Below are 23,128 nucleotides of genomic sequence, written 5' to 3' on the forward strand. Positions count from 1 at the left end.
CGCAGACGCTAAGTGGCCCCACCAGGGGCGTCAAGGGTTCCCACAAGAACCAGCTGACGCGCCCTAAGTCCCTAAAACCGGGGGTCGGTGGAGGTGGATCGGGCATGACTCGGCGCGGACGGGCCTCGGCACCGTCCGCGCTTTTTTGAATCGTTCAATCCTTTCCTGGGGTCAGACCGTCTGCTGCGCGTACGGGACCAGCCGCACCGGTCCCACCAGCCCGTACTGCTGGCGGGCGAGCCCCGCGAAGACCTCCGGACGGCTCACCCGGAGCCGGTTGACGAGGGGCGTCGCGACCTCGATCTCGATGGTGTTCGTGCCCCGGCGCAGCAGCGGGCCCACGTCGACGACGGGGTCGAGCCGGTCGGCCGGCTCCGCGTCCACGCCGTTGACGCTCACCCGGAAGGTGTCACTGACCTGCCCCAGCTCCAGGAGTGCGCCGTGGGCGGGCCCCCAGTCGCCGGGGAGGGTGACCGTGGTGCGGTAGCGGCCGATGCCCGCGCTGTCCTCCAACTCCGGGATGGCCGACCAGGGCAGCAGGGTGTCGAGCGTCAGGGTGCGGCGCACCCGTTCGGTCCGGGTCGGGCGGTCCCCGGGGTGCCAGTCCTCGACCTCGACGTGCCACCGGTCCGGTTCGATCGGGTCGGGGACCGCGGGGAGGGTGGTGGTGACGGTCCGGCCCTGGGACAGCCGCGTGCGGTAGGTACCGGCCGCCCCGGCCCGTACGGTGAGGCCGCGGGCGGTGAACAGCACGTCGTCCGCGTCCGAGGAGAGGGCGTGCGGGCGGTTGCCGTGCCGGTCGCCGAACAGGCCCGGGCGCCCCAGCGCGACGACGAGCGTCTGGCCGGGCCGCAGGGCGACGCGGAACGTCACGTCCTGACCGTCCTTCGTGTAGCGGCCCACCCGTACGACCCGGCCCGTCCAGGGGTCGAGGAGGTAAGGCACCGCGTCGCGGCCGTGCGTGCGGCGCAGGGTGACCTCGTGGTCGATGGCGGCCACCGGAGGCTTGACGGTCTCCGCGTGCTTGCCGTTGACCAGGTAGTAGTAGTCCGCGTCCGCCGTGACCCGGTGGGCGTTCAGGAGCGTCGACGGTACGGAGTGGCGCACGTCCGGGGTGACGCCGAGCGCCGCGAGGGCGTCGCCGACGGCGGTCTTCTCGGTGACGCGGACGACGTGGGGCAGCGCGAGCAGGCGGGTGAGCACGTCGCGCAGCCGCTCGGTCTCGCCGGCCTCCGGGACGCCCGGCGTCAGCGCCTGGTCGAAGGCGCCCAGGAGCACCACGGGCAGGCCGGCCCGCGCGTAGCCGAGGATCTTGCGGGCGTCGGCGAGGGCGAGGGTCGGGGTGGAGCCGTAGAAGAAGTCGCCCTCGACGAAGAGCGCCTTGTAGGCCGGTCCGTCGGGGGCCAGTCGCCCGCCCGAGACGACGGCGTTCGGCAGGTCGAGGAGGGGACCGCTGAGGAACTGGTGCGTCCATCCGAGCGGGACGCCGGTCGAGGTGAACCAGGAGGCGCCGATGCCGGTGGCCGAGTAGCCGGTCTGCCGGAAGACGGCCACGTCCGCGCGGGCGGTGCCCGACTGCAGGACCGCGTGGACGCGGCCGAGGTAACCGGCGATGTCCCCGGCGTGCCGCCAGGTCGGCTGCCGCGGCCCCCACGACTCGCCGTATCCCGGCGTGCCGTTGTAGGGGCTGAAGGCGGCGAAGCCGGGCCACTGTGCCTCCGGGGCACTCGCGTAGGAGAAGCCGTGCATCACCGTCTGGTTGACCCCCGCGGCGTAGGCGCCGCCCATGGTGCGCAGCACGCGGTCCCACGTGGTGCTGTAGGCCGAGCCGTTGTAGGCGCCGGCCTCGCAGGACAGGACGGTGTGCCCCGCCATGTCGCGGCCGCCGGCCAGGCACCGGTAGTCGTCCAGGTTCTTGAATCCGAGGGACTCCCCCTCCGCGATGTCGAGGATCGCGGCGGTCGCGATGGCGTCGGTCTGCAGTCCGTACGGCTGCGCGCGCAGGGTCATGCCGAGGGAGTGCGCCCAGTCCTTCAGGGCGCCGACGTGGTGCCGGTTGAAGAGGTCGGAGACCGTGGCCCAGAAGTCGTGCCGGATCTGCCGGGTCAGCTGGGCCTCGAAGGCGAACACCTGGTTGCTGTGGTCGAGGACGAGGGCGGGCAGACAGGGCAGCAGCGGTCGGCCCGTACGCCGCTCGAAGGCCTCGGGCAGGCCCGCCGTCCAGACCAGGCCCTCGGACTCCAGTTCCACCGAGTCCTCGAAGAAGGCACCGCCCGCGGCCTTGAGCAGGCTTCGCAGTGAGCCGGTGAGGACGTGCCGTTCCCAGTAGTCGGTGACGGCGCTGGTGCCCGCCGCGCTCAGGTGGTCGACGACGAAGGCGGCGGGCGCGGAGTGCGGCCCGGACTCCGGCTGCTGTCCCGAGCCCCGCTGCCAGTAGGAGATCAGCATCCACTCCCCGTCCGCGGGGGCCGTCCAGGTCAGACCGCCGTCGGTGACGGTGTCCGTGAGGTCGCGGATGCTGGCGGGGTCGAGGCCGGTCTCCTTGCGGGTGGAGTAGGCGGCGTCGACGCGGGCGGCCTGGACCGCGAGGAGGCGCTGCGCGCGGACGCCGGACGCCGGTTCGTGGACGGGCGCGGGTACGGGCCCGCGGTAGGTCGCTCCGGCGGCCAGCGAGGCGCGCCCGTGGGCGAGTTCCTTGGCGGCGGCCTCGTCGTCGGGGGTGACGCCGGGGACGGCCACGGGCCAGCTCGGGCCCAGGGTGAGGTCGACGGTCAGGCCGCGTCGCACGGCCCGGCGCAGGGCGGCCTCGACGCCGTCGCGCCAGGACCTGCTGCCCCAGCCGTGGTGGGCGGTGTCCAGGAGGGACTTGTCCCGGATGCTGTGGTGGACGGCGGCGATCTCGGCTCCGCCGAACCCGGCGTCCGCGATCTGGTCGATCTCGCGGGCCACCTCGTCGGGGTCGACCAGACCGTCCGGCCACCACCAGCGGAACTTCGGGCGCACCGACCGGGCGGGATCGGCGAACCACCGGGCCGGTCCGGCGGCCGGGCCTGCGGCCGGGCCGGTGGGGAGGGCGGCGGCGCCGGGCGAGGCGGTGACGGCGGTGGCGGTCACCCCCGCCGTCACGGCGGCGGCCAGCACCGCGCGTCGGGACATCCCGCCACGCTGCGAGACGAGTTCGTGCATGAGTGCGCCCCAGGGTTCGGAGGAGTTTCCGTGGATGGAATACGGATTGAATCGTTTCAAACCGATGCAAACGCGGGAACGGTAATCCGCGGCGATCAAGGGGTCAAGATGTGTCGCACCGGTAACTTCCGCGGCCGTCGGCGTCGGCAGCGCCTTTCGACCGGCTCGGCGCGTTCACCGGGAGCACGGCCGGAAGACACCGGATAGCATGCCAACGGCTCCGGGGAAGGGCCCTGGAGTCCTGTGGTTTCCAGAGGTTGGGGGTCCGCATGGTCGCGGGTCGTGTGGTGCGTTTCGACAGTACGCGGGGCTATGGGTTCATCGCGCCGGAGGACGGCGGCGAGGACATCTTCCTGCACGTGAACGATCTGCTCATTCCCGAGGAGTACGTGCGTGCCGGTCTGGTCGTGGAGTTCGAGGTGGAGAGCGGGGAGCGGGGGCTCAAGGCGTCGGGCATCCGGCTCCCCGAGGGAGAGCGGCACCAGCCGCCCGCGCGGCGCCGTCAGGAGGCCGTGCCCAGGGCCGTGATGTCCGACGAGAACGGCCAGCCGCTGTGCGATGTGCTGAGCGCCGACGAGTACCGGCGTGACGTGACGGAACTGCTGCTGACCGCGAGCCCGCAGTTGACCGCGGAACAGATCCTCACCGTCCGCGGCGCGCTCCTGAAGTTCAGCGAGGGGCACGGCTGGATCGAGGACTGAGCCGGCCTCCGCCTATCCGCCGCGGCCTCCCCGCTCGGGCGTCGCGCAGGACCGGGCGAAGTCGGCGAGCACCCGGAAGTCGTCGGCACCGGTGTCCAAGCGGACGCTCTACGCGCACAGCCGTGGCGGGTGGAGGTGGCGAGCGGCGCCACGCGCGAGCGCCTGACGGACGCCCTGCGGGCGGCTCACGCCGCGAACCGGATCCCGGTCGACTTCCCGTACTCCGACGACATGTACTCCGAGGTCCAGCGGGCGCGCCGGGCGGCCTTCGGCGCCGGACTGTACGGAGCGCTGGGCATCGCTCCGGGCGATCAGGCCTCGCGCGCCGCCTACAAAGAGGAAAGCCTGCGCTTCTACGGCGCGCCGCACGCCGCCTTCCTGTTCGTCGCCGGGGACGGCGGGCCCGGGCTGGCCTCGGACGTGGGCGCCTATCTGCGGACCCTCCTGCTGGCGATGACCGCCTACGGCGTCGCGAGCTGCCCGCAGGGGCTGCTGAGCTTCTACGCCGACACGGTCCGCGCCGAACTCGGCGTCGGTGAGGGACGGCTGCTCGTGGGCGTCTCCTTCGGCTACGCCGACGAGAGTGCTCCGGTGAACCGGGTCACCGCCGGGCGGGCCCCGCTCGACGAGGTCACCACCTTCCACGGCTGAAGCGGCAGAGCGGGGCGGCAGCCGAGCGTGTCCCCGGCGGAACCGGTCCCGCCGACGTCGACGGCGGCGCCGTCGGAGCGGGGCGGCCCGCTGCTCGACACGCCCGCTACCCGATCAGCGCGTCCGCGGCGATGACCACCAGGCCGAGCAGCATGTCCAGGAGTCCCGCGCGGCACGAGGACAGCCGGCCGAGCCCGGCGGCGCGGGCCGCGGAGGTGCCCAGCGCGAAGAGCAGGACGGTGTTGAACACCAGGGCCGTGTCGGCGGCCGTCTCCTCCGCCCACCATCCGGCCTCCGCGGCGAGCAGCATCGCCACGGTCGGCAGTACGGCGGCGGCCAGCGGCCACTCGGCGAGCACCGCGCGCACCCTGCCCGGCCCGGCCGTTGCGTCGCCCGACGCACGCCGGGCGATGACGTGCGCGTACCCGTGTGCGGCGCCCGACGTCAGCGCCGTGAGCAGGACCCACAGCGCGTCCTGGCCGGGGTTGGCCTCTTCGCCCGGGACGTCCAGGGCCGCCACCAGCGCGCTGGCCAGTACCAGGCCGTAGATCCCCTTGAACAGCCACCCCTCCGGCCGGCGCCGGAGGATCCCCTTCGGCGTGACCCCCCGGGTGGGGCCGCGACCGGCGTGCTCGGGCATTCAGGAGAGCCAGTCGGTGTAGCGGGTGGGGGCCGGGTGGGCGGCCACGACCGTACGCCCGTCACCCCCGCGGCGGATCGGGGTCAGGCGGCCCAGGTCGTCCAGGAAGAACACGTCCGGTCCCCCGACCTCCGCCACCGGGGCCGCCACGTCGTTCGCGGCGACCGGCTGGGGCGGCGTCGCGGGGAGCCGCACGGAGTGGCCGCCCGCGCCCTCACCGCTGGCGACGTCGACCCCGGTGGACAGCGAGTGGGGTACCGGACGGTGTCCGGCCGCGTTCAGGTTCTCGACGATCCGGGAACCGATCGATCCCCTACCGCCGATGACCGCGATCTCCATGGCGCGCCTCTCCTCGTCCCCGATACATGTGGCTCAGGAACCACTGTGTCGGCGCACGCGGAGGACGGCGCTCTGAACGCCCCGAAGGGATGAGAGCGGGCGGCTCGGTGGACGGGGTCAGGCGGCGCAGTCGGGGCAGATGCCGCGGTAGGTCACTTCGACCTCCAGGACGGTGAAGCCGAAGGACTGGGAGGCCGGGAGGTCGGAGAGGGGGTCGCCCGTCGGGTGCACGTCGCGGATCGAGCCGCAGCGCGCGCAGAGCAGGTGGTGGTGGGGGTGACGCGCGTTCGGGTCGTAGCGCTTGGCGCGGCCGTCGGTGGACACCTCGAGGACCTCGCCGCGGTGCACCAGTTCACGCAGCGTGTTGTACACCGTGGCCCGGGAGATCTCGGGCAGCCGCTCCGCCGCGCGGGCGTGCACCTCATCGGCGGTCAGGTGCACATGGTCCCCGTCGAGGACCTCGGCGACCACGCGCCGCTGCGCGGTCAGGCGCCAGCCGCGTTCGCGAAGCCGCCCCAGGAGATCACTCATGCGCAGCACCCTAGCAGGGTTCGGCATCAACTCAAGAGCGGATATGGCTCTAGATGGCTCCTTGCCTTAGATCCTGTCCAATGTAGGGTGGTGCCTCGAAGAACCACACCGAGGAGCAAGCCTTGCCTGAGAACAACCAGAAGCCGCTGACCACGGTTGCCGGTGCACCGGTTCCCGACAACCAGAACTCGCTGACGTCCGGCCCGCGGGGTCCGATGCTGCTGCAGGATGTGTGGTTCCTGGAGAAGCTCGCCCACTTCGACCGCGAGGTCATCCCGGAGCGCCGGATGCACGCCAAGGGCTCGGGCGCGTTCGGCACCTTCACGGTGACCCACGACATCACGCGGTACACGAGCGCCAAGATCTTCTCCGAGATCGGCAAGAAGACGCCGCTGTTCACCCGGTTCTCCACGGTCGCCGGTGAGCGCGGCGCCGCCGACGCGGAGCGCGACATCCGCGGTTTCGCCGTGAAGTTCTACACCGAAGAGGGCAACTGGGACCTCGTCGGCAACAACACCCCGGTCTTCTTCTTCCGCGACCCGCTGAAGTTCCCGGACCTCAACCACGCGGTGAAGCGCGACCCCCGCACCAACCTGCGCAACGCCGAGAACAACTGGGACTTCTGGACCAACCTCCCCGAGGCCCTGCACCAGGTCACGATCGTGATGTCGGACCGCGGCATCCCGGCCACCTACCGGCACATGCACGGGTTCGGCTCGCACACCTACAGCTTCATCAACGCCGAGGGCGAGCGGTTCTGGGTCAAGTTCCACCACCGCACGCAGCAGGGCATCAAGAACCTCACCGACGCCGAGGCCGAGGCCCTGGTCGGCAAGGACCGCGAGTCCCACCAGCGCGACCTCTTCGACGCGATCGAGAACGGCGACTTCCCGAAGTGGAAGCTGTTCATCCAGGTCATGCCGGAGGCCGACGCCGAGAACTACCGCTTCCACCCCTTCGACCTGACCAAGGTCTGGTCGAAGAAGGACTACCCGCTGATCGAGGTCGGCGAGTGGGAGCTCAACCGCAACCCCGACAACTACTTCGCGGACGTCGAGCAGGCCGCCTTCAGCCCGGCCAACGTCGTCCCGGGCATCAGCTTCTCCCCCGACCGGATGCTGCAGGGCCGGCTCTTCTCCTACGGCGACGCCCAGCGCTACCGCCTCGGTGTCAACCACCACCAGATCCCGGTCAACGCCCCGAAGAACCCGGTGAACTCCTACCACCGCGACGGCGGCATGCGCGTCGACGGCAACCAGGGAGCCACCCCGGGCATCGAGCCCAACTCCTACGGGCGCTGGCAGGAGCAGCCGGCCTACCGCGAGCCGAGCCAGGCCGTGGGCGCCGTCGCCGACCGGTTCAACTACCGCGAGGACGACGACAACTACTTCGAGCAGCCCGGCAACCTGTTCCGGCAGATGAGCCCGGAGCAGCAGCAGGTTCTCTTCGAGAACACGGCGCGCGCCATCAACGGCGCCTCGGAGCAGACGATCGAGCGCCACATCGGCAACTGCACCCAGGCCGACCCGGCCTACGGCGCGGGCGTCCGCAAGGCGATCGAGGCCCTGGCCGCCGGCAACCTCTGACCCGACCGGTCGGAAGGACGCGCGGTACACGCGCACCGCACCGGCGCGGGCACCTCAGTGAGGGTGCCCGCGCCGGTGCGGGCGTATACCGCCACGGAGACATCATGAACATGGACAACAGCGGTGGTCTGACTCCCGAGCAGACGGAGCGCGTCGTGGCCATCGCCATGGACCTGGCCCGGGAGGGCGGCACCGAGCAGCTGGTGGAGTTCGTGGAGCACGGGCTTCCGGTGGACGTACGCGATCCGGCCGGCAACACCCTCCTCATGCTCGCCGCGTACCACGGTCACGCCGGCACCGTGCAGACCCTGATCCGGCACGGCGCCGACCCGGACCTCCGCAACGACAGGGACCAGTCCCCCATCGCCGGCGCCCTGTTCAAGGGAGCCGACGAGGTGGTGACCGTACTGCTCCGGGCCGGCGCGGACCTGGACTCCGGTACGCCGACCGCGCGCGCGGCCGCGGCCATGTTCGGTCGCGACCACCTGCTCGCGAACTGATCCGGTGACGCCGCCGGGGCCGGAACCGACGGCCTCGGCCTTCACGTGCCCGTGTCCATGTCCGCGCCGGCGTGCCCGTGCCCGTGCCCGCACGGCGTATCCGAACCCACCGGCCGGACCGCGCGGATCGCACCACGGACGGCGCCGGGAGCGCAACGCTTGACCCTCACGCGGCGTGATGCCCCATCGTCGGTGACGTGGAGGAGCACCTGACCGTGGGACGCGTGGCCGTGCTGGCCGGGGTGAGCGTCCGCACGCTGCATCACTACGACGAGATCGGCCTCGTGCGGCCTTCCGCGCGGACCGCGGCCGGTTACCGGGCCTATTCGGCGGACGACGTGGAACGGCTGCGGGAGGTGCTGGCCTACCGGCGGCTCGGTTTCCCCCTGCGCGACATCGCGGACCTGGTCGACGACCCGGCCACCGACACGGTCGCCCACCTGCGCCGGCTGCGCGGCCTGCTGGTGGACCGGCGTGATCGCGCCGCCTCCATGGTGACGGCCATCGACAGGGAACTGGAGGCACGGGCGATGGGGATCAGGACGACACCGGAGGACCAACTGAGGGCTTTCGGACCGCAGTTGTACGAGGCGATCGGCGCCGCCTACCCGGCGACACGGCGCACCGAACCGCGGATCGCCGCGCAGGTCTGGGAGGCGCTCGGCGACGCACGGACGGTGCTGAACGTGGGCGCCGGCACCGGTTCCTACGAGCCCCCGGACCGCGAGGTGACCGCGGTGGAACCGTCGGCGGTCATGCGGGCGCAGCGCCCCGCGGGCGCCGCCCGGTGTGTGGCCGCCGCGGCGGAGAGCCTGCCGTTCGAGGACCGGTCCTTCGACGCCGCGATGGCCTTCAGCACGGTGCACCACTGGCACGACCCGGTCGCCGGGCTGCGGGAGATGCGCCGCGTCGCCCGTCGCGTGGTGGTGTTCACGCACGACGCCAGTGACACCGGCTGGCGGCACCGGTTCTGGCTGACCCGGGACTATCTGCCCGAGGTGGCGCACCTGGTCGCGGACCGGCCTCCGGTGGACCGGCTGGCCCGCGCGATCGGGGCCCGGCTGGAGCCGGTGCTGATCCCCTGGGACTGCGCCGACGGCTTCCTGGAGGCCTACTGGCGCCGACCGGAGGCGTATCTGGAGGACCACGTGCGCCGCGCGGTCTCGGTGTGGACCAGAGTCGGGCCGCAGGCCGAGCGGCGGGCGGTGGCCCGCCTGGGCGACGACCTCTCCTCGGGCCGCTGGACCGAGCGCAACCCCGAACTCCTGGACCTCGACGCGGCGGAGCTGGGCCTGCGGCTCCTCGTGGCCTGAACCCACGGTGTGCGCAGGGCCGGACGCCGGGAGAATCACGGGGGAACCCGACGCCCCCGAGCACACGGTGGCGGGAAGGCGCCCCCGTACCTTCACAGGTTCGTTGATCAACTCCCAAAGCCTGCGCACGAATTACACACATCCTCTCTACACGGTGGCCCCGATGGTCTAGATTGACCGTGCTTCAGCTGTTCAGGCACGAGGCGACCGGTAATGATCTTCAGGTCCGGGGCAGGGGGGTCTGCTGCTGTCACTGTGCATGGCTCGGATTGTTGTGACATAGCCGGAACGTTGTGCGCGGACAGGCCGGGGGGCCGTCCGTGGGGAGGAACAGCGCGGCGCGGGAGGCGGGGGCCTCCCGAGGGGGAGGAACAGTGCTAGGCGAATACGTCGAACCACTGGGGACCTGGGGGGTTCTGTGCGGCAAGGGGGATTGGTCAGCGCGTTTCCGTCTGCGCGCGGGCAGCTGGCGGACGGGGCGGACAGCAGCCGGACCGCGAGCGACTGGGAACAGCGGTACCGCCGTGCCGTGATCACCGGCGACACCGTGGCCACCGCCTTCGTGGTGGCGGGCATCGGCAATTTCTTCGGTGTCAGGGACGCGGCCAACTGGCACGAGAAGTGGGGAATCCTCGCGTTCGGCACCGAGCTGCTGGTTCTCGGCTCGCTCGCGGTGAGCCGGTCGTGGTCACCGGCCGTGCTGGGCCAGGGCGCCGAGGAGTTCCGCAGGCTCGGACGCTCGCTGTTCATGGCGACCGTCGTGCTGGCGCTCGGCGGCATCGCCCTGACCTCGCGCAACATCAAACTCTGGATCTTCGTCGCCGTCCCCGCGATCGCGATCGTCACCATGATCTCGCGCTACGCGCTGCGGGTCCGACTGCACCGGCAGCGCAAGGAAGGGCGGTGCCTGAGACCGGTGCTCGCCGCCGGCAGCCCGGCCACGGTGCGCGATCTGATCGCCCGGACCCGGAGGTTCCCGCACCTCGGCTGGCGCGTGGACGCGGTGTGCACGACGGACGGTGCCGGGCTCGACGGTGACCAGCTGGACGGAGTGCCGGTGGTCGGCCCGCTGGAGCACGTCGCCCACCACGTCCGCCGGGACGGCTACCGGGTGGTCGCCGTCACCCCGGACCCGCACTGGTCACCGCACCGGTTGCAGCGGCTGGCCTGGAACCTCGAGGGCAGCGAGGCCGAGATGGTCGTGGCCCCGGTGCTGATGGAGGTGGCCGGTCCGCGGCTGCACGTCGACGCGGTGCTCGGGATCCCGCTGCTGCGGGTCAGCATGCCGACCTTCACCGGGGGCCGCCGGGCCGTCAAGGCCGTGGTCGACCGGTTGGGCGCGGCGATCCTGCTGACGCTGTTCGCGCCGCTGATGGTGTTCGTCGCCCTGCTCATCCTGGTGGACAGCCGGGGCGGGGCGTTCTACCGCCAGCGCCGGGTCGGCAAGGACGGCCGCGAGTTCACCATTCTCAAGTTCCGCACCATGGTCCCCGGGGCCGACCGGGCCCGTGCCGCGCTGGCCGACCGCAACGAGGGCGCGGGCCTGCTGTTCAAGCTCCGCCGGGATCCGCGGGTGACCCGGGTCGGGGCCGTGCTGCGCCGGTACTCGATCGACGAACTGCCGCAGCTGTTCAACGTACTGACCGGATCGATGTCGCTCGTGGGTCCGCGGCCTCCGCTGCCGGAGGAGTCCGCCGCGTACGGACCGGACATCCGAAGGCGGCTGCTGGTCAAGCCCGGACTCACCGGACTGTGGCAGATCAGCGGACGCAGCGACCTGCCCTGGGACGAGGCGGTCCGGCTGGACCTGCGGTACGTGGAGGACTGGTCGCTCGCGCTGGACGCGGTGATCTTGTGGAAGACACTGCGCGCGGTGGTCCACGGGCAGGGGGCGTACTGATGCGCGGCGGCCGCCGGGCCGACGCGCGGAGCGCAGGCCGTCGAGGTCTGCCTGGGGGGAGGAACGGGTCATGAGGGTCAGCGTTTTCGGCCTGGGCTACGTGGGCTGCGTGTCGGCCGCGTGCCTGGCCGGCATGGGGCACGAGGTCATCGGGGTGGACGTGAACCAGGTGAAGGTCGACCTGGTCAACGACGGCAAGGCCCCGGTGGTCGAGGAACGGATCGGCGAGCTGATCGCCGAGGTCGTGGACACCGGAGCCCTGCGCGCCACCGGTGACGTCCGCGAAGCGGTCATGGAGAGCGACATGTCCCTGGTCTGCGTGGGCACGCCGTCGGAGCCCAACGGCAGTCTGTGCACCACCTACTTGGAGCGGGTCACCGAGGAGATCGGCGCCGCGCTGGCGGAGCGTGGCGGGCGCGGCGGGCGGCACACGGTGGTGTTCCGCAGCACCATGCTCCCGGGCACCTGCACGAACCTGCTGGTGCCGATCCTGGAGAAGTACGTCGGCGGCACCGCCGGGGTGGACTTCGGGGTCGCGGTCAACCCGGAGTTCCTGCGCGAGGGCACGAGCGTACGGGACTTCTTCGACCCGCCCAAGACCGTCGTCGGCGAACTCGACCCGGCCAGCGGCGACGCGGTGCTGGCCCTGTACGACAGCCTGCCCGGCGAGGTGTTCCGGGTGCCGGTCGCCACGGCCGAGGCGATCAAGTACGCGGACAACGCCTTCCACGGTCTCAAGATCGGCTTCGCGAACGAGCTGGGCGCGGTCTGCCAGGCACTCGGGGTGGACTCGCACCAGGTGATGGACGTCTTCCTGGCCGACCGCAAGCTGAACATCAGCTCCGCCTACCTGCGGCCCGGCTTCGCCTTCGGCGGCTCCTGCCTGCCCAAGGATTTGCGCAGCCTGGTGCACGCCGCGCAGCGGGCCGACGTGTCGGTGCCCATCCTCGCCCATGTGCTGCCCTCCAACTCCGCGCACCTGGAGCGCGCGGTGGAGCTGGTGGAGCGCACCGGCAAGCGCCGGGTGGGGCTGTTCGGGCTGTCCTTCAAGCCCGGCACCGACGACCTCCGCGAGAGCCCGCTCGTCGAGCTGGCGGAGCGGCTCTTCGGCAAGGGCTACGACCTCAGGATCCACGACGCCAACGTGAGCCTGTCCCGGCTGCTCGGCGCGAACCGCGAGTACGTCGAGACCCGGCTGCCGCACCTCGCGCAGCTGCTCGCGGACTCCGTCGACGAGGTCCTCGAACACGCCGAGGTGTGCCTGGTCGGCACCAGGGACCCGGCCGTGCTGTCGGCGCTGCCGCACGGCGGCGGCCCGCTGCTGATCGACCTCATCCACCTTCCCGACGCCGACACGCGCCGGACCGAACCGGGGTACATGGGCCTTGCTTGGTGACACGACGTCTGCAGACGCGCCGCTCGGCGGCGGCGCGGGCGACCGGCCGGGGCGGCGCGCGCTGATCCTGGTGGAGAACCTGTCGGTGCCCTTCGACCGGCGGGTGTGGCAGGAGTGCACGACCCTGCGCGACGCGGGCTGGGACGTGCACGTCATCTGTCCCCGGGGCGCCAAGCGGGACACGGAGGCGGAAGCGGTCGTCGACGGGGTGCGCATCCACCGCTACCCGTTGCGCGCGGCCACCGGCGGACCGGCGGGCTACCTGCGGGAGTACGGGGCGGCCCTCTGGCACACGGCCCGGCTGGCCCGCAGGGTCGGCCCGGTCGACGTGGTCCACGCCTGCAACCCGCCCGACCTGCTGTTCCTGCCGGCGCTGTGGCTGAAGCGGCGCGGCGCACGCTTCGTCTTCGACCAGCACGACCTGATACCCGAGCTGTACCTCTCGCGCTTCGGCCGCGGCAAGGACCTGCTCTACCGCGCCGTGTGCGCCCTGGAGCGGATGACCTACCGGGCCGCGGACGTCGTGATCGCCACGAACGAGAGCTACAAGGACGTGGCGGTCCGCCGGGGCGGCCGGCGTCCGGACGACGTCTTCGTGGTGCGCAGCGCGCCCGCGACCGACCGCTTCCAGCCGGTGCCGCCCGAGCCGGAGTTGAAGCGCGGCAAGCCCCATCTGCTGTGCTACCTCGGTGTCATGGGCCCCCAGGACGGCGTCGACTACGCCCTGCGGGCCCTGGCGAAGCTGCGCGACGAGGTCGGCCGCACCGACTGGCACGCGGTGTTCGTCGGCTCCGGTGACGCCTTCGAGGCGATGGTGGAGCTGTCCCGGTCGCTGGGGCTCGACGAGCAGGTGCAGTTCACCGGGCGCATTGCGGACGCCGACCTGGTGCGCTACCTGTCCACGGCGGACGTGTGCCTCTCCCCCGACCCGCGCAATCCGCTCAACGACGTGTCGACGATGAACAAGGTCCTGGAGTACATGGCGATGGGCCGGCCCATCGTCTCGTTCGACCTCCGGGAGGCGCGTGTCTCCGCCGGTGACGCCGCCCTCTACGCCCCCGCCAACGACGAGGCCGCGTTCGCGGGGCTCGTCGCGCGGTTGCTGGACGACCCGGACGAGCGCGCCCGGATGGGCAAGATCGGCCAGGAACGCGTCACCGGGCGGCTCTCCTGGCGCAACTCGCAGACGGCGCTGCTCGCCGCGTACGCCGCCGCCTGCCGCAACCACACGCCGGTGTCCGCGGGCGCCTCGGTCCGCGCGGGATCCACGGCAGGTCCGAAGCAGGGAGAAGGCCGCGCAGTTGAGCGATGACACGATACGCCTGGTCACGGTCGGGCGGATTCTCCGGCGGCGCCGACGGCTGCTCGCCGTCCTCGTCGTGGTGGGCGCGCTCGTCGGCTACGGCGTCTCGGTCCTGTTCCCGCCGCGCTACACCGCGTCGGCCTCGGTGCTGCTGCCGGGGCCGTGGGAGGAGCGCGAGCTGGTCACCCAGGTGGAGGTCGCGACCAGTTCGTCGGTGGTGGACCGGGCGGGCGAGGCGCTCGGCTGGGACGGGGTCAGCGACAGCGAGCTGCGCGAGCGGGTGAGCGCCGAGGCCGCCGACGGGAACATCATCAAGATCTCCGGGACGGCCGAGTCCCCGGAGCGTGCGCAGCGGCTCACCGACGAAGTCGCCCGGCAGTTCGTGACGTTCGCGGCCCGGATCGCGAGCGGCAGCACCGATCCCGACGAGGCGACGGGGCCCGAGGCGCTGCGGGAGCAGGTGAAGCGGACCAACCAGCGCATCACCGACCTCGCGGGCGCGGCCGATCCCGGGCAGTCCGTGGAAAGCGTGCAGGCCCGCACCGAGCTGGAGAAGCTGCGCTCCACGCTTTTGGAGGCCATGCAGAAGCTGGAGGAGGCCGACCCGGCGAACAACAGGGCCGGCCTGGTCGTCATGGGCCCGGCGACCCGCCCGGCCGGCGAGGCTCCGCCGACGCGGCCGCAGCTCGTCGGCGGCGGCGCACTGCTGTTCTTCGTGCTCGCGCTCGTCGGTCATCTCGCCGCGGCGCGGGTGAACCGGCGGCTGCGTTCCGAACCCGAGATCGCCGCGGCGCTGCGCTCGCCGCTGCTGGGCACCGTCGACGTTCCCGGTGACCGGCGCGCCCACCGGCCCCGGGCACGCGGCGCGCGGGCCCGGCTCAGACGGCTGCTGGGCACCGACGTCCGGTGGGACCTGCCGGCCCCGCGGTCCTCCGGCGACGAGGCCGGTCGGCGGATCCGCTACCGGCGGGTGTGCGCGCGGCTGCGGGAGCGGCTGCCGGCCGCCCGGCGGCTGCTGGTCGTCGTACCGGACGACGACGAGGTCGCCCGACGGGCCGCGGAGCACCTCGCCGCCGAGGCCGAGGGCGAACCCCTGCTGCGGGTGGTGGAGGTCTCGGCGTCCCGGCCGATGGTGCCCGACCGCGACACCGAGTCCGGCGTCCTGGTCGTGCTCGGCGCGGGCAGCCGCACCGGGGAGGAACTCGCCGGCATCGCCGAGGCGTGCGCTGACGGCGGACACAAGGTCGTCGGCGTCGTCGTCGCCGGCGCGGTCCGGGCCCGGACGGCGGGGTCGGCCGGCCGTCCCGCGCAGAACGCCACCGCGACGGCTCCGGTGCACGAGAACGCGACGGGAGGTGCCGCGTGACGACGAGTACGGCTTCGCAGTCGTCGGCCTCCGCTCCCCTGCTGGACCTTCAGGCACTGGTGGTGGCGGTGCGCAGGCGGCGGCGCCTGTGGGCCTCCCTGGCCCTGCTGGGACTACTGGCCGGCGCGGCGGTGGCGGTCCTGCTGCCCCCTCGCCCGGCCGCGGTGACCAAGGTGCTGGTCGCGCACAAGGGCGACCAGCCGAACGACACCGGAACGCTGATCCGCACCGACGTCGAGCTGCTGGCCACCACGCGGATCGCCGCCGAGGCCCTGCGCTCCCTCGGCTCCCGCGAGGATCCGGAAGACTTCATGCAGGACTACCGGGGCACCGGCCTGACCAACAACCTGCTGCGGATCGACGTGTCGGGCGACAGCGAGGCGGAAGCGGTGGCCCGGGCCAAGGCACTGGCCGAGACGTTCGTCGCGGACCATGTACGGCGGATGCGGGAGGCCGCCGAGGCCGAGTCCGAGTCCCTGCTGGACCAGCGCGACCGCATGCGCAAGGAACTCGCCGAGGTCAACAAGTCGATCGGGAACCGTTCACCGGACGACGAACCGGAGGCGTCGGCGAGCATCGAGTCGCTCTTCGCCCGCCGGGCCGAACTCGACTCGCGGATCGCCGAGTTCGACCAGCGGGCCGCGGAGGCGCTCACCGGCACGCCCGAGGTCGTCGCCGGCACGAAGATCGTGGACGCCCCGCACGCGGTGCGGCACTCCTTGCCCAAGGCCGTGGGCACCGACGCCGCGATCGGGCTGGTCCTCGGGCTCGTCCTCGGGCTCGCGCTGGCCGCGGTCGGCGCGGTGGTGGCGGACCGCCCCGTACTGCGCCGGGAGATCGCCGCGAACCTGGGCGCCTCGGTCCTCGCGGAGCTGCGCCGCGTGCCGCGCCGGTCGGCCCGGGCATGGCGGGGCCGGAGGACCCGGGCGGCCCGCGAACGGCTCACCGGCACCCTGGCCCGCATCGTGCGCGGCTCCCCGGAACCGGTGTCCCTGCTGGAGCTGGGCTGCGCGCGCGGCACCGGTCTGATCGCCCTGGACGTCGCCGCGGCGCTGGAGGCGGACGGGCCCGTGGTCGTCGTCGACGCGCTGCCCGGCACCCACCTCGCGGGCGCCCGCCGCACGAACGGGGGCCCCACCGTGGTGAGCGGGGACCGTGCCAACGCCGAGCCGCACCACGCGCGCCGGCTCGGCGTCGGCTCGGTGGCGCCCGGTACGGCCTGGACCGACCTCCAGTACCTCGGCGGCCGGACCGTGCTCGTCGTCCGGGCCGGGCACGGCAGCACCGCCTGGCTGCACACCGTGGCGCGGCAGCTCGCCGACCAGCACATCGCGGTGATCGGGGTGGTCCTGATCGACCCCGATCCGCGCGACCGGACCGACGGCACCCTGTGGGACGGTCCGCACCTCGCGCCGCGCGGCCACGAGGAACGGCCGAAGCGGCTCAACGGCGGGCGTGCCTCCCACGCCGTCCAGGCAGTGGGAGAGGGCCGGCTCCGGCCACAACGGCCGTCGGCGCCGGCCGCGACGGTCCCGGACAGCGATCAGGAGGCGCGGTAGCACATGTGTGGCATCGCAGGCACGTACCACTGGCCGGACGGCAAGGCCGTGACCGACCGGCTCACCGACGTCCTCGCCCACCGCGGTCCCGACGGGGCGGGCCGCTACGGCCACCGGGCCGGCGCGGGCGAGGTGCAGCTCGGGCACCGTCGGCTGGCCATCATCGACCTGTCCGGGACCGGCGCCCAGCCGATGGTCACGGACGGTCTCGCCCTGACGTACAACGGCGAGCTGTACAACGCGCCCGAACTCCGCGCCGAGCTGGAGTCCGCCGGGGTGCGTTTCCGTGGCACCTCCGACACGGAGGTGGTGCTGGAGGCCTGGCGGCGCTGGGGCACCGACTGCCTGGCCCGGCTGCGCGGCATGTTCGCCCTCGCGGTCTTCGACGAGCGCACCGGTGAACTGGTGCTCGCCCGCGACCAGCTCGGCATCAAGCCGCTGTTCCTGCTCCGGCGCGGCCAGGGCCTGGTGTTCGCCTCCGAGCTCAAGGCGCTCGCCGCCGTGACCGGCGGGAAGCTGGAGGTGGACCACGCGGCGCTGGTGGCCTCGCTGCTGTACTACTGGGTGCCGGACTCGCGCTGCGCGTTCCGCGAGGCGGAGAAGCTGCCGCCGGGGAGCTGGCTGCGGTGCCGGCCCGACGGCCGGGTGGAGCGCGGCCGGTTCTGGAATCTGCGGGACGTCGCCGCCGAGGGCCGGGAGCGGGCGCTCAGCGGCGAGCAGCCCGATCTGGCCGCCGTGGTCGAGGAGTCGACCCGGCGCCACCTGCTCTCGGACGTGCCGGTGGCGACGTTCCTCTCCGGCGGGCTGGACTCCAGCTATCTGACCGCGCTGGCGGCCCGCGAGCGGCCGGGGATCTCCGCCTACACGATCGGGTTCCGCGCCGAGGACGCCAGGTTCGAGGCGATGCCCGACGACCTGCGCTACGCCCGGCAGGTGGCCGAGCGGTTCGGCGTCGACCTGCACGAGATCGAGATCGCACCGGACGTGCTCGACCTGCTGCCGCGGATGACCTACCACCTGGACGAGCCGATCGGCGACCCCGCCGCGATCAACACCTTCCTGATCTGCTCGGCCGCCCGGGAGGCCGGGGTGAAGGTGATGCTCTCGGGAATGGGCGCCGACGAGCTGTTCGCGGGCTACCGCAAACATCTGGCCAACGTACTGGCGCTGCGCTACCAGCGGGTCCCGCGGCCGCTGCGGCGCGGGGTGTCGGCGGCCGTGGACCGGCTGCCGGTCGCGTCGAGCCGCCGGGGCTACCGGTCGGTGCGCTTCGCGAAGCGGTTCCTCTCCTTCGCCGACCTGCCGGAGGAGACCGCCTTCCGGCGCAGTTACACGATGTACGACCGGGAGGAGCTGCTCGGCCTGATCGATCCGGACCTGGCGGGCACGGTCGGGGACGTGCTGACCGAGCACGCGGACGTCTACGGGGACAACGACCTCGACGACTTCGTGAACCGCATGTGCCTGGGCGACGCCCGGATGTTCCTGCCGGGCCTGAACCTGGCCTACACGGACCGCTCCAGCATGGCCGCGTCGACCGAGGTGCGGGTGCCGTACGTGGACGTCGAGGTGGTGAAGGCGGCGTTCGCCGTCCCCGGTGACCGCAAGATCGTCGGGCGGCAGGGCAAGGCCGTCCTGAAGGAGGCGGCCACGTCCGTCCTGCCCCGGGAGATCGTGTACCGGCCCAAGGGCCTGTTCAGCGCCCCGCTGCGGGCCTGGATGAGCCGGGACCTGGCGCCCCTGGTGCGCGAGGTGGTGAACGACGGCGAGCTGGTGCGGTCCGGTTTCCTGCGCCGCGACGCGCTGCGGCGGCTCGTCGCCGAGGACGCCGCCGGGCAGCGGGACTTCTCCAAGCACCTGTGGCACGTGCTGACCCTCGAGTACTGGTATCGCGGTGCCAACTCGGGGACCGACCACCACTCCCCGTCGACGGCGTAGCACCTCGGCACCTCCCCGCACCAAGACCGGCAGAGAGACAAGAGGACCTTCGGTGAAACAGGTTGTGCAGAACTACAAGAGCGGCGAGCTGGCGCTGCTCGACGTGCCGGTGCCGGGCTGCAAGCCGGGCGGTGTGCTGGTGCGGACCGCCTACTCCCTCATCTCCACGGGCACCGAGCTGATGAAGGTGTCCGAGGCCGGCATGTCGATGCTCGGCAAGGCCCGTTCCCGGCCGGACCAGGTGGCCAAGGTCGTGCAGAGCGTGGCCACCAACGGGGTGCCCGCCACCTACCGCAAGGTGATGGGCAAGCTGGACTCCTACACACCGCTCGGCTACTCGCTGTGCGGAGTGGTCGAGCAGGTCGGCGCCGGGATCGACGACGTGAAGGCCGGAGACCTCGTGGCCTGCGCGGGCAACGAGCACGCCCTGCACGCGGAGTTGAACTGGGTCCCGAAGAATCTGTACGCCCCGGTGCCGGACGGCCTCGCGCCGCGGCACGCGGCCTTCGGCACCGTCGGGTCGATCGCGCTCCAGGGGGTCCGCCAGGGCGAGTCGCGGCTCGGCGAGGTGGCCCTGGTCATCGGGCTCGGGCTGATCGGGCAGCTGGTGGTGCAGTTGCTCACCGCCTCGGGCGTCCGGGTCGTCGGCGCCGACCCCGACCCGGAGCGCTGCGTGCTGGCCGAGCGGCTGGGCGCGGCGGCCTGCGGCGACCCCGCGTCCCCGGCCGTGGAGAGCGCCGTGGCCTCACTCACCGACGGCCACGGGGTGGACCAGGTGTACCTGGCCGCCGGCGGTGGCAGCAACCAGCCCGTCGAGCTGGCCGCGCGCCTGTGCCGGGACCGGGGCCGGGTCGTCGACATCGGCAAGTGCCGACTGGACCTGCCGTGGAACGCGTACTACGAGAAGGAGCTCGACGTCCGCTTCTCCCGCTCCTACGGCCCCGGGCGCTACGACCCGGAGTACGAGATCGAGGGGCGGGACTACCCGATCGGCTACGTGCGCTGGACCGAGCGGCGCAACCTGGCGTGCTTCCTCGATCTCGTCGCCCGGGGCCGCGTCGACGTGGAGCCCCTGATCACCCGCACGGCCGCCTTCGACGACGCCGTGGAGACGTACCGGGGTCTGAAGGAGGGTGACCTGAAGGCCGTGGCCGTGCTGTTCCGGTATCCCGAACAGGCGGCCGAGGAAGGGCCCTTGGCCGATCCCCCGGCGGTGACCGTGCCCTCGGTGCCCGGCGGCGGCAAGGGGTCCTCCGCGCCCGTGCGGGCGGCGAAGACGCCGGTGCGCCTCGCGTTCGTCGGCGCGGGGAACTACGCGACGTCGATGCTGCTGCCGCACCTGGCCCGGCGCGACGGTGTCGAGCTGTCGACGGTCGTCACCACGACGGCGCTGTCCGCGGCCAACGCGCAGCGCAAGTTCGGTTTCCATGAGGCCACCACCGATCTGGACGCGGTACTCGGCGACCCGTCACTCGACGCGGTGTTCGTGGTCACCCGGCACAGCTCGCACGCCGAACTGACCCGCAGGGCGCTGCTGGCCGGCAAGGCCGTGTTCGTGGAGAAGCCGTTGGCGCTCACCGAGGACGAGCTGACCGGCGTGCTCGCCGCGGTGGAGGAGTCCGGCAACGACCGCTTGCAGGTGGGCTTCAACCGCCGGTTCGCACCGCTGCTCCAGGAGGCCAGGAAGCGGTTCGGCGCCCGCACCGGGCCGGCGAGCCTGCGTTACCTGGTCAACGCGGGGCGGCTCGACCACGGCAGCTGGTACCTCCAGCAGGGCACCGAGGGCTCGCGGTTCGCCGGTGAGGGCGGGCACTTCGTCGACACGGCGAGCTGGCTGCTGGGCGCCGACCCGGTCTCGGTGTACGCCCTCGCTCCGTCCGGCAACGAGGACCTCCAGGTGGTGCTGGGCTATCCGGACGGGTCGACCGCCACCATCGCCTACGTCACCACGGGCGCGGCGGGCTTCCCCAAGGAGACGCTGGACCTGGTCGCGGACGGCAAGGTGCTGCAGCTCGACGACTTCGTGCGGACCTCGGTCTACGACGGCCGCAAGCGGTGGGTGAGTTCGCGGCTGCCGAAGGCCCGGGACAAGGGCCAGTCGGCCGAACTGGCCGCCTTCGTCCGGGCGGTGCGGACCGGCGGACCGATGCCGGTGCCGCTGCGCTCGCTGGTCGCCACCACGACGGCCACCCTCGCCGTACGGGCCGCCCTGACCGGTGGCGCGCCGGTGACCCTGGCGGAGGTGCGATGACGGCGACTCCGACAGGTGTGGGCTGGTACCTGCGGCGGCTGTCCCGGATGGGGCCGCGGGAGGTCGGCGGCCGGGTGGGCGACACGGTGCGCAGGCGGCGCTGGCGGTCGGCGCGGCCCCACGCCCCGAGCGTGACCGGGGCCCGGTTCACCGCGGTCCTGCCCGCCGGGACCATCGCCGCGGTGCCGCCGGACGCCGCCAAGCGCCTCGTCGCGCAGGCCGACCGCCTGATGGCCGGGCGGGTCGAGTACTTCGGCGTGGTCCGCGACGACCTGGTCGACCCGGACTGGTGGTTCGACCCGAAGACCGGGCGCCGGGCCCCGTCGGGCTACGCCTTCGACGTGCCGTACCGCGACGAGGAGGCGGTCGGGGACATCAAGCAGATCTGGGAGCCGTCCCGGCACCAGTACCTCACCGTGCTCGCCGCCGCCTACGCGGTCACCGGGGACGAGCGGTACGCCGAGCGGGTGGCGGAGCACCTGCGGTCGTGGTGGGCGTCCAACGCGCCGCTGCGCTCGGTGCACTGGGTCAGCGGCATCGAGCTGGGGATCCGGCTGCTGTCGTGGGTGTGGATCCGCCGGCTGCTCGACGGCTGGCCGGGTGCGGCCGCCCTCTTCGAGGACGACCCGGTGGCCCTGGAGCAGATCTGGCACCACCAGCGCTGGCTGGCCGCCTTCCCCAGCCGGGGGTCCTCGGCGAACAACCACGCGGTGGCGGAGGCCGCCGGGCAGTTGGCCGCGTCCTGCGCCTTCGGCTGGTTCCCCGACTCCGCGCGCCTGCGGGACGAGGCGATGCGGTCGCTGGAGCGGCACCTGCGCGGCAACACGTTCCTCTCCGGCCTCAACCGCGAGCTGGCCACCGAGTACCACGGGCTGGTGCTGGAACTCGGCCTGGCGGCGGTCGCGGAGGCGGACGCCGCGGGGGTGCCGGTTCCCCCGACGGTCCGGCTGGTGCTGCTGCGGATGACCGACGCGCTCGCCGCCGTCGTGGACGACTCGCTGCGGCCGCCGCGGCAGGGCGACGCGGACGACGGTCACGGCCTGGTGGTGGACGGCGCGGGCACCGACCGCTGGGCCTCGCTGCTGTCCACCGGGGACGCCGTGTTCGGCTCCCTCCCCTGGTGGCCGACGGTGACCGGCACCGATGTGCGCACCCCGTTGCTGGCCGCGCTGATCCACCCGTACGGCGAGGAGGGAGCGGACCCGGCCGTGACCCGTCCGGCGCGCAGGCCGGCCCACTTCGCCGACGCGGGACTCACGGTGCTGCGCGGCCCCGACGGCATCTGGTGCCGCTGCGACGGTGGTCCGCACGGCTTCCTGTCCATCGCCGCGCACGCCCACGCCGACGCGCTCTCGGTGGAGGTGCGGCACGACGGGGTCGACGTGCTCGCCGACCCGGGGACGTACTGCTACCACGGGCAGCCCGCGTGGCGGCGGTACTTCCGCTCGACCCTCGGCCACAACACGCTGGAGCTGGACGGCACCGACCAGTCCGTCTCCGGCGGCCCGTTCCTGTGGACCCGGCACGCCCGCAGCCGCGTGCTGGCCGTGGACACCTCCGACGAGGGGGTGTCCCGCTGGTGCGCCGAGCACGACGGCTACGGGGGTTCCCTGCACCGCCGCCGGGTGGAGCTGACGGCCGCCCGCCGCGAGCTGCGGGTGGTGGACGAGGTGCGCGGCCCGCGCCGGGCCGTGCGCCTCGCGTTCCACCTCGGCCCGGCGGTCCGTGCCGAGCTGACCGGGAGCCGCGCCGTGCTCACCTGGGCCCGGGACGGTGAGGAGCGCTCGGCGGTGCTCGACCTGCCGGGCGAGCTGTCCTGGCGGGCGCATCGAGGGGAGAGCGACCCGCCGCTCGGCTGGTACTCCCCCGGCTTCGGACGCAAGGAACCCGCCACCACGCTGGTCGGCACCGGTTCCACCGACGGCGCGCGGGCCTTCACGACCGTACTCGGGTTCCGGAACTAGGAGC

Annotated in this window: 16 protein-coding genes and 1 pseudogene; 13 read left to right on the forward strand and 4 right to left on the reverse strand. The window is 72.9% G+C overall.

All coding sequences use genetic code 11. The features are described 5' to 3' along the window. Positions 1-171 precede the first annotated feature (171 nt). On the reverse strand, positions 172-3,186 hold the full coding sequence (locus tag IE94_RS0113705; RefSeq protein WP_030183092.1) for a glycosyl hydrolase: 3,015 nt from the start codon (positions 3,184-3,186) through the stop codon (positions 172-174). Between the two features lie 269 nt (positions 3,187-3,455). Here IE94_RS0113705 and IE94_RS0113710 point away from each other — a divergent pair, with 269 nt between their 5' ends. After that, the gene (locus IE94_RS0113710; RefSeq protein WP_030183093.1) at positions 3,456-3,887 is read left to right on the forward strand and encodes a cold-shock protein; all 432 of its coding nucleotides are present in this window, start codon (positions 3,456-3,458) and stop codon (positions 3,885-3,887) included. Positions 3,888-4,004: 117 nt separating this feature from the next. Further along, a pseudogene (locus tag IE94_RS0113715) lies at positions 4,005-4,538 on the forward strand (nitroreductase family protein); the annotation flags it as partial. A 106-nt stretch (positions 4,539-4,644) separates the two neighbouring features. On the opposite strand, the gene IE94_RS0113720 reads toward IE94_RS0113715, so the two are convergent. The 3 genes from IE94_RS0113720 to IE94_RS0113730 all read right to left on the reverse strand — a co-directional run bounded on the left by IE94_RS0113720 (position 4,645) and on the right by IE94_RS0113730 (position 6,048). Continuing rightward, a complete protein-coding gene (locus IE94_RS0113720; protein ID WP_030183098.1) occupies positions 4,645-5,178 on the reverse strand; it encodes a hypothetical protein in 534 nt (177 codons plus the stop codon). Then, positions 5,179-5,517, reverse strand: a complete 339-nt coding sequence (locus IE94_RS0113725; protein WP_030183102.1) for a hypothetical protein — start codon at positions 5,515-5,517, stop codon at positions 5,179-5,181. 117 nt (positions 5,518-5,634) lie between these two features. Continuing rightward, on the reverse strand, positions 5,635-6,048 hold the full coding sequence (locus IE94_RS0113730; protein WP_030183105.1) for a Fur family transcriptional regulator: 414 nt from the start codon (positions 6,046-6,048) through the stop codon (positions 5,635-5,637). A gap of 122 nt (positions 6,049-6,170) precedes the next feature. Between IE94_RS0113730 and IE94_RS0113735 the strand changes: the two genes are divergently transcribed. From IE94_RS0113735 to IE94_RS0113785, 11 genes are all read left to right on the forward strand, one after another. Continuing rightward, positions 6,171-7,634 carry a catalase gene (locus IE94_RS0113735; RefSeq protein ID WP_030183106.1) on the forward strand — a complete coding sequence of 488 codons (1,464 nt, stop codon included), beginning with the start codon at positions 6,171-6,173 and terminating at the stop codon, positions 7,632-7,634. Positions 7,635-7,738: 104 nt separating this feature from the next. Continuing rightward, positions 7,739-8,134, forward strand: coding sequence for an ankyrin repeat domain-containing protein (locus IE94_RS0113740; RefSeq protein ID WP_030183109.1), 396 nt, complete (start codon positions 7,739-7,741; stop codon positions 8,132-8,134). Between the two features lie 224 nt (positions 8,135-8,358). Beyond that, on the forward strand, positions 8,359-9,447 hold the full coding sequence (locus IE94_RS0113745) for a MerR family transcriptional regulator (RefSeq protein ID WP_209441063.1): 1,089 nt from the start codon (positions 8,359-8,361) through the stop codon (positions 9,445-9,447). Positions 9,448-9,865: 418 nt separating this feature from the next. Next, positions 9,866-11,347: a sugar transferase gene (locus IE94_RS0113750; protein WP_030183115.1), complete on the forward strand. Its 1,482-nt coding sequence runs from the start codon at positions 9,866-9,868 to the stop codon at positions 11,345-11,347. A gap of 70 nt (positions 11,348-11,417) precedes the next feature. After that, entirely contained in the window at positions 11,418-12,743 is a 1,326-nt protein-coding gene (locus IE94_RS0113755) for a nucleotide sugar dehydrogenase (protein WP_030183117.1), read from the forward strand. Further along, on the forward strand, positions 12,733-14,055 hold the full coding sequence (locus IE94_RS0113760; RefSeq protein ID WP_030183119.1) for a glycosyltransferase family 4 protein: 1,323 nt from the start codon (positions 12,733-12,735) through the stop codon (positions 14,053-14,055). The genes IE94_RS0113755 and IE94_RS0113760 overlap by 11 nt, the downstream gene beginning before the upstream one ends. Next, the gene (locus tag IE94_RS0113765; RefSeq protein WP_030183122.1) at positions 14,045-15,412 is read left to right on the forward strand and encodes a Wzz/FepE/Etk N-terminal domain-containing protein; all 1,368 of its coding nucleotides are present in this window, start codon (positions 14,045-14,047) and stop codon (positions 15,410-15,412) included. The genes IE94_RS0113760 and IE94_RS0113765 overlap by 11 nt, the downstream gene beginning before the upstream one ends. Continuing rightward, a complete protein-coding gene (locus tag IE94_RS0113770; RefSeq protein WP_030183125.1) occupies positions 15,409-16,971 on the forward strand; it encodes a Wzz/FepE/Etk N-terminal domain-containing protein in 1,563 nt (520 codons plus the stop codon). Before IE94_RS0113765 ends, IE94_RS0113770 begins: the two co-directional genes overlap by 4 nt. Positions 16,972-16,974: 3 nt before the next feature. Beyond that, on the forward strand, positions 16,975-18,909 hold the full coding sequence (gene asnB, locus IE94_RS0113775) for an asparagine synthase (glutamine-hydrolyzing) (RefSeq protein ID WP_030183128.1): 1,935 nt from the start codon (positions 16,975-16,977) through the stop codon (positions 18,907-18,909). Between the two features lie 52 nt (positions 18,910-18,961). Continuing rightward, positions 18,962-21,160: a bi-domain-containing oxidoreductase gene (locus IE94_RS0113780; protein ID WP_030183130.1), complete on the forward strand. Its 2,199-nt coding sequence runs from the start codon at positions 18,962-18,964 to the stop codon at positions 21,158-21,160. Further along, positions 21,157-23,124, forward strand: coding sequence for a heparinase II/III family protein (locus tag IE94_RS0113785; protein WP_030183131.1), 1,968 nt, complete (start codon positions 21,157-21,159; stop codon positions 23,122-23,124). The genes IE94_RS0113780 and IE94_RS0113785 overlap by 4 nt, the downstream gene beginning before the upstream one ends. Positions 23,125-23,128 lie beyond the last annotated feature (4 nt).

Origin of the sequence: Streptomyces violaceorubidus, assembly GCF_000717995.1 — a bacterium.
In the GTDB taxonomy this organism is placed as follows: domain Bacteria; phylum Actinomycetota; class Actinomycetes; order Streptomycetales; family Streptomycetaceae; genus Streptomyces; species Streptomyces violaceorubidus.

What these genes read in the sequence shown, in the direction of transcription:
- IE94_RS0113705 (WP_030183092.1), bottom strand. Translation starts at nt 3,186, where the DNA reads ATGCACGAACTCGTCTCGCAGCGTGGCGGGATGTCCCGACGCGCGGTG.
- IE94_RS0113710 (WP_030183093.1), top strand. Translation starts at nt 3,456, where the DNA reads ATGGTCGCGGGTCGTGTGGTGCGTTTCGACAGTACGCGGGGCTATGGG.
- IE94_RS0113720 (WP_030183098.1), bottom strand. Translation starts at nt 5,178, where the DNA reads ATGCCCGAGCACGCCGGTCGCGGCCCCACCCGGGGGGTCACGCCGAAG.
- IE94_RS0113725 (WP_030183102.1), bottom strand. Translation starts at nt 5,517, where the DNA reads ATGGAGATCGCGGTCATCGGCGGTAGGGGATCGATCGGTTCCCGGATC.
- IE94_RS0113730 (WP_030183105.1), bottom strand. Translation starts at nt 6,048, where the DNA reads ATGAGTGATCTCCTGGGGCGGCTTCGCGAACGCGGCTGGCGCCTGACC.
- IE94_RS0113740 (WP_030183109.1), top strand. Translation starts at nt 7,739, where the DNA reads ATGAACATGGACAACAGCGGTGGTCTGACTCCCGAGCAGACGGAGCGC.
- IE94_RS0113755 (WP_030183117.1), top strand. Translation starts at nt 11,418, where the DNA reads ATGAGGGTCAGCGTTTTCGGCCTGGGCTACGTGGGCTGCGTGTCGGCC.
- asnB (WP_030183128.1), top strand. Translation starts at nt 16,975, where the DNA reads ATGTGTGGCATCGCAGGCACGTACCACTGGCCGGACGGCAAGGCCGTG.
- IE94_RS0113785 (WP_030183131.1), top strand. Translation starts at nt 21,157, where the DNA reads ATGACGGCGACTCCGACAGGTGTGGGCTGGTACCTGCGGCGGCTGTCC.